Annotated in this window: 6 protein-coding genes; 5 read left to right on the top strand and 1 reads right to left on the bottom strand. The window is 69.4% G+C overall.

The annotated features are described in order from the left end of the window. Together BFF76_RS31910 and BFF76_RS29675 are read left to right on the top strand one after the other, a co-directional pair. The coding region (locus BFF76_RS31910) for a trypsin-like serine protease (RefSeq protein ID WP_244167373.1) at positions 1-298 on the top strand (298 nt) is incomplete at its 5' end. Positions 299-488: 190 nt separating this feature from the next. Further along, complete coding sequence (locus tag BFF76_RS29675; protein ID WP_031099106.1) at positions 489-968, top strand: hypothetical protein; 480 nt, start codon at positions 489-491, stop codon at positions 966-968. 11 nt (positions 969-979) lie between these two features. Here BFF76_RS29675 and BFF76_RS29670 read toward each other — a convergent pair whose 3' ends face one another. After that, positions 980-1,909, bottom strand: coding sequence for a DUF4231 domain-containing protein (locus BFF76_RS29670; RefSeq protein ID WP_031099104.1), 930 nt, complete (start codon positions 1,907-1,909; stop codon positions 980-982). Positions 1,910-2,121: 212 nt separating this feature from the next. Here BFF76_RS29670 and fxsA point away from each other — a divergent pair, with 212 nt between their 5' ends. The 3 genes from fxsA to fsxC all read left to right on the top strand — a co-directional run. After that, positions 2,122-2,286 carry an FxSxx-COOH cyclophane-containing RiPP peptide gene (gene fxsA, locus BFF76_RS29665; RefSeq protein WP_063836831.1) on the top strand — a complete coding sequence of 55 codons (165 nt, stop codon included), beginning with the start codon at positions 2,122-2,124 and terminating at the stop codon, positions 2,284-2,286. Between the two features lie 112 nt (positions 2,287-2,398). Continuing rightward, a complete protein-coding gene (gene fxsBH, locus BFF76_RS29660) occupies positions 2,399-4,675 on the top strand; it encodes a radical SAM/SPASM protein FxsBH, inactivated beta-hydroxylase extension form (protein WP_079122528.1) in 2,277 nt (758 codons plus the stop codon). A 150-nt stretch (positions 4,676-4,825) separates the two neighbouring features. Then, positions 4,826-6,036, top strand: a 1,211-nt coding sequence (fsxC, locus tag BFF76_RS29655) for an FxsC protein (protein ID WP_167359540.1), incomplete at its 3' end; no start/stop codon positions are given.

Here is a 6,036-nt window from a genome sequence, read left to right as displayed (position 1 = left end):
GTCTTTCGGCCGTTCCCGGGCTCCGTATGCCCGGGAACGGCCGAAAGACGTCCTTGCGCCGCGAGTTGACGCCCCCAATACCGACGCCACGGTCAACTACGGCGGCGGGGACATCGTCTACGGCATGATCCGTACCAACGTCTGTGCCGAGCCCGGCGACTCCGGCGGCCCGCTCTACTCGGGCACGCGGGCGATCGGCCTCACCTCGGGCGGCAGCGGCAACTGCTCCTCCGGCGGGACCACCTTCTTCCAGCCGGTCACCGAAGCACTGAGCGCGTACGGCGTCAGCGTGTTCTGACCCGGCACGGCACCGCCGCGCTCCCGTGAGCCCCCGCCGACCCCCGGCGGGGGCTCCCCTTCGGCCCGCGGCTTTTGAGAGCATGTCAGGACGGTCGGCCGCAGAGGCATCACGGGGGGGCGGACGCCGTGCGTCCCCGGAGGGACGCCCTCCGGGAGCCCCCCCGCAGACACCAGGGGGTTCCAGGTCCGTGAAACGCATCGGAGTGACCGGTCACCGCTCCATCCCCCAGGAGCTCCACGCGCATGTACTGGAGGAGCTGAGGGCCGCGCTGTGCGGACACGACGGCTCCCTGGAGGCGCTCTCCAGCCTCGCGGTCGGGGCCGACCAGCTCTTCGCCGACCTGGCACTGGCCCACGGTGCCGAGCTGACCGTGGTCATCCCCAGCGGCGACTACGAGGCCGGCTTCGCCGACGGGGCGGACCTCGAGCGCTACCGGGCGCTCAAGGCCCGGGCCGCCCGCGAGATCCGCCTCGGCTTCCCGCACTCCACCGACGAGGCCTACTACGCGGCGGGCACCTACATCGCCGACCACTGCGACAGGCTGGTCGCGGTCTGGGACGGCCGGCCTGCGAGGGGTCTCGGCGGCACCGGCGACATCGTGACGTACGCCCGCGGTCTCGGGCGGCCGGTCACCGTCATCTGGCGGGACGGCGTGGAGCGCGGCTGAGCCGCGCTCCGTCACATCCGGTGCCTGACCAGCCAGTCCGTGTGCTCGGGCGACACGATCCGCTCGGTCTCGAAGACTGCGGCCGCCCACTGCCGTTCGGTGAGGGTGGTCTCCATCGCGGCCTGCATGTTCTCCAGGTCCTCCTCGACCAGGGAGTGCGCGGTCACCAGAGGGTGGTGACGACGCATCTCGTTCCAGGCGAGGCAGGCCGCGGCAGCGGCGGAGAACGTCCCCGTGAGCCCGAACGACCCCGCGCTGCCGAAGGTCTGCAGCACGGCGAGGACCAGCGCCGGCAGCGTCAGCGCGGCGATCGTGCTCGACCAGACGATGGCGCCGCGCCGGGACACCAGCCTCCGTCTGCGGTACCAGCGCCGCTGCTCGATCAGCCGGTCACGGACGTACGTCTCCTTGCGTACGGTGAACGCCTTGTCCCGCAGTTCCCGCATCGACGCGGTGATGAGCGTGCCGCCCGCGTCGGCCAAGTCCTCCCGGGGGTCGTCCCACCCGACCTTGCGCAGTTCCTGGAGCCCTTCCTCGAGCCGGCTGGCGAACACGGCCTCGGGGTACTGGACGGCGGAGTCGAAGGGGGAGCCGTGGACCGCGTAGCGCCAGCAGTTGGACTTGATGAACTCGGCTGCGGAGCGGTTGAGTTGCCAGTGCGACTTTGCTTTGCGCCGGGAGGCGAGGTAGGTCGTGATCAGGACACCGAGATAGGCCAACACCGCGATACCATCGAGGAGTTGTATGTCGGACCCGATCTCGGCGTGCCAGGGGAGGGCGGCGGGCACGGTACCCACGACGAGCAGGATGAGCTGGCCGCGGGTGGTGTTGACCGCCTCACGCCGGCGTGCCACGGCGACGGCGTCCGTGTGGTGGAAGAGTGCGGGCAGATCAGCGCTCCTGAAGACCATGCTCCGCAGTGGCCCGGGAATCGCTGTCATGATCACTCCTGAATTCGATGTAGTGGTCACCCCGGTCCTCGCGTGAATGGGGTCCGGACCATTTGGAGTAATGCCTTGAATCGCTCGGGTTACGGCTGTAGTGGGCGAGTTGCACGCCGGGGCCATGAGAGTAAAGTCGTGCCGCCGGACACTGCAATGGTGCAGGTGCCGGTGCAGTTTCCGTGTCCGGAACGAGCCCATCAAGGACGGCCGTGAAGACCTACGAATCCACCCCGAACTTCGCTGTCGCGAAGCGTCGTGTGCCGCTTGCGAAGATCGACGCATCCGGCAGTGCAGCAGCCAGGAGGATGGGCCGCGTGCTCGCGACGGCGGACAGCCGCCCGACACAGATCTCGACATTCAACTCCTCGCTCTAGAAAACAACCGGACCGGCGGTGCCGAAAAGCTGAAAATATTCCACCCGTTCGGCCGATCGGCTCCTGCAGCCGGGGGCCGGATTCGCGGTTGCGGCTGGACTAGAGTGGTGGAATGACAGGGCCCGCGGTTCCGTTCCGCGAAATCGTTCTGAAGGTTCACAGCAGGTGTGACCTCGCCTGCGATCATTGCTATGTCTATGAACACGCTGATCAGAGCTGGAGAACCCGGCCCAAGACGATTTCTGATCACGTCATCGCCAGGACGGCCCAGCGCCTGGCCGAGCACGCGAAGACACACGCACTGCCCTCCGTGTCAGTGATCCTGCACGGAGGGGAGCCTCTGCTGGCAGGCCCGTCCCGACTGCGGCGCGTCTGCGAGGAGTTCGGCTCCGCCCTGTCGGGTATCGCCGCCCTCGACCTCCGGATCCATACGAACGGCCTCCAGCTCAGCCCCCGTTATCTCGACCTCTTCGACGAGTTCGACGTCCGGGTCGGGATCTCCCTGGACGGCGACCGCACCGCGAACGACCGCCACCGCCGTTTCGCCGACGGACGCAGCAGCCACCCCCTCGTGCTGAAGGCGGTCGAGCTGCTCCGACAGGACCGCTACCGCCATCTCGATCTCGGGATCCTGTGCACCGTCGACATCGCGAACGACCCGCACGCGGTGCTGGACGCCCTGGTCGCGCTGGACCCCCCGCTCATCGACTTCCTCCTCCCGCACGCCACATGGGACGAGCCGCCGCCCCGACCCGACGGGTCCCCCACCGCGTACGCGGAGTGGCTCCTCGCGGTCTTCGACCGCTGGCAGGAGGAGGGCCGCCCGGTGCCGGTGCGCCTGTTCTCCTCGGTGCTCTCCACACTGGGCGGCGGCCCCAGCCTCACCGAGTCCCTGGGACTCGCCCCCACCGACCTCGTGGTCGTCGAGACGGACGGCCGGCTGGAGCAGGTCGACTCCCTCAAGAGCGCCTACGAGGGAGCGGCCGCCACCGGTTTCGACGTGTTCTCGCACTCCTTCGACGATGTCGCCGCCCATCCCGGCATCCGGGCGCGGCAGCTCGGCCTGGCAGGCGTCAGCGAGACGTGCCGGCGGTGCCCCGTCGTACGGTCCTGCGGCGGCGGGCTCTACACGCACCGGTACAGCCCGGCGAACGGCTTCGACAATCCGTCCGTCTACTGTGCCGACCTGGAGGCGCTGGTACGGGGGATCCAGGCGCGCACGAGCGCGGCCGGAGTGTCCCCCTCGGTTGCCGACCGGGACGAACTGGTCGCCGAGCAGCACGACCTGACCCGCACGCTCCTGGCCGGCCTCCATGACGCGCTGGACGGCCGGGGGGGCGCCCGGTGGGACGAGGCGTGGGGGCTCGCGGGCGTCCTGGAGTCCTGCGAGGAGGGTGCCGCCGGGCTCGACCGTGTCCTGGCGCACCCGTACACGCGTACCTGGCTGCTGGACGTCATGGAGGGCCTGCACGCCGAACGGCCCGAGGCCGTCGGCCATGCGCTGAGGCTCGCGTCGTACGTGGCGGCCGCCGCGGTGCGGTCCGGCCTTGATATGGAGGTGGCCGCGGACTACCGGGACGGCAGGCTCTTCCTCCCCACGGTCGGCGAACTGCGGCTGGCGGAGCCGGGCGAGGCCGGCCGGGTCAGGGTGCGCGCCGCCGGAGAGGGGTTCTCGGTGCGGCGGGAGGGCGAGGGTGAACGGATCGTCCGGAGGGGGGCCGGCAGTCCGGACTGGCTCCCGGTGCGGCACTTCACCGCGGGGAGCGCGCCCGGGTTCGCCCTCGACGACCTGGACCCGTACAGGGACTGCTTCGAGTCGCCCGCCGCGCCCCGGCTCGGTCCGACGGACGCGGAGGCCTGGGCCGGCGCCGTCGGCCGGGCGTGGGAGCTGGTGGAACAGGCCGCCCCCCGGCAGGCGGCGGACGCCGCCACGACGCTGACCACGCTGACCCCGCTCGTCACGGGGCGGAGCGCGAGGCGCCCGCACGGCTACGGGACCGTCGGCCTGGTGATGACGGGGGACACCCGGAAGCTCGCCCGCGCGCTTCTGCGCGGTCTGAGGCGGGCCGGGCTGCGGGCGCTCCTGGACGTCACGGATCTCTACGCGCTGGACGGGGCGTGGGAGTACCGGCTGCCCTGGGGGCGGAATGCGAAAGTCCCCTTTTCCGGACTACTGGCAGAGACATACGAACGTGTGGGACTTTCCTTTCTCGATCCCGAATTCATGGACGGCGTGCCCGAGGCGCTCGACATGATGGAGGGGGCCGCCGAGCCGACCGCCGGAGGAATGCGGCTGCTGAGCTCGCTCCGGGACGAGGTGGGAGGTGTACATGGGACAAGTGGGATGAACACCCTCATGAATGCCGTCGGTCACGAACTTGTTCGGTGAAACCTGGGCATGGATGACTGAAAAGCGGCGTTGAATGACCGAACGCCATGGGGGTGGAGCACTGTCCGCTCCGGAATGATGAATTCGCTCGCACCCTCTCCACAGTCCTGGGATGCGGGTGCTCACACAGGACGGGGGTCGTGTGCACGCATGACGCAACAGCGAGCGGACCATCGGCCGTACTTCTTTCTCAGCTACGCGCATACACCGGGGTACGGCGGTGGATCGGACCCGGATATGTGGGTCGAACGGCTATTCCAAGATCTCTGCGGTCATGTGATGGCCATGACCAATCTTCCCGCGGGATCGCCGGCCGGCTTCATGGACCGGGAGATCCGCTCCGGCGAGGGCTGGTCCGAGCGGCTGGGCAACGTCCTGGCCAACTGCCGTGTCTTCGTACCGCTGTTCTCGCCGCGCTACTTCGCCAGCGAGATGTGCGGCAAGGAGTGGTACGCCTTCGAACAGCGCGCGATCCACCACCGGGCCCGGTCGAACCAGCCCGCCGAGGCGATCGTGCCCGCACTCTGGGTTCCGGTGCAGCCGAGCCAACTTCCGGGACCGGCCGAGCGGTTACAGTTCAACCACCGGGACTTCGGGGACCGATACGTCAGCGACGGGCTCTACGGGCTGATCAAACTCACGCTGTTCGCGCAGGACTACGAACAGGCCGTCTACCACCTGGCGAAGCGCATCGTCCACGTCGCGGACACCGTGCAGATCGGCTCGGGCAGACCCCTCGACTTCCGCCTCGTCCCCAGCGCGTTCGGCGCACCGGGCAGCGGGGTGGGCGTCCCCAGACCCATGCGGATCACCATCGCCGCTCCCACCCGGCACGATCTGCCGGACGGCCGGAACCCGGAGTACTACGGCGACAATCCGCAGGAGTGGAACCCGTACCATCCGGCCGCCGCCAGGCCGCTGGCCTATGTCGCCGAGGAACTGGTGCGCTCCCTCAACTACCAGGCCGTCATCACGACGTTCGACGAGGAGCCCGGTCAGCGGGAGGGCAAGCAACCGCCCAGCACCCCCGAGATCCTCCTGGTCGACCGCTGGGCCCTGCAGGACGAGGACCTGAGACGGCGGCTCGCCGCCTTCGACAAGGAGAACCGGCCCTGGGTGACCATGGTCGTCCCCTGGTGCAGGGAGGACGGCCAGAGCAGAGCGGCCGAGGCCGAACTGACCGAGAAACTCGAACGGACGATGCCGGTCAAGATGCGGCAGGGGCGTGCCTTCTGCCGTGTCGCCGCCAAGGGGGTGCCCAGTATGGAGGCGTTCGGCCAGATCCTTCCCCAAGTGGTCGAGGTGGCTGCCCAGCAGTACCTCAGGCACGCCACGGTCTATCCACCGGCCGGTGGACGGCC

It is taken from the genome of Streptomyces mutomycini (assembly GCF_001700505.1).
Lineage (GTDB): Bacteria > Actinomycetota > Actinomycetes > Streptomycetales > Streptomycetaceae > Streptomyces > Streptomyces mutomycini.
This window is presented reverse-complemented; position numbering and strand designations above follow the sequence as displayed.

Excerpts from the sequence above, each read along its gene's own strand:
- BFF76_RS29670 (WP_031099104.1), bottom strand. The coding sequence starts at position 1,909 with ATGACAGCGATTCCCGGGCCACTGCGGAGCATGGTCTTCAGGAGCGCT.
- fxsBH (WP_079122528.1), top strand. The coding sequence starts at position 2,399 with ATGACAGGGCCCGCGGTTCCGTTCCGCGAAATCGTTCTGAAGGTTCAC.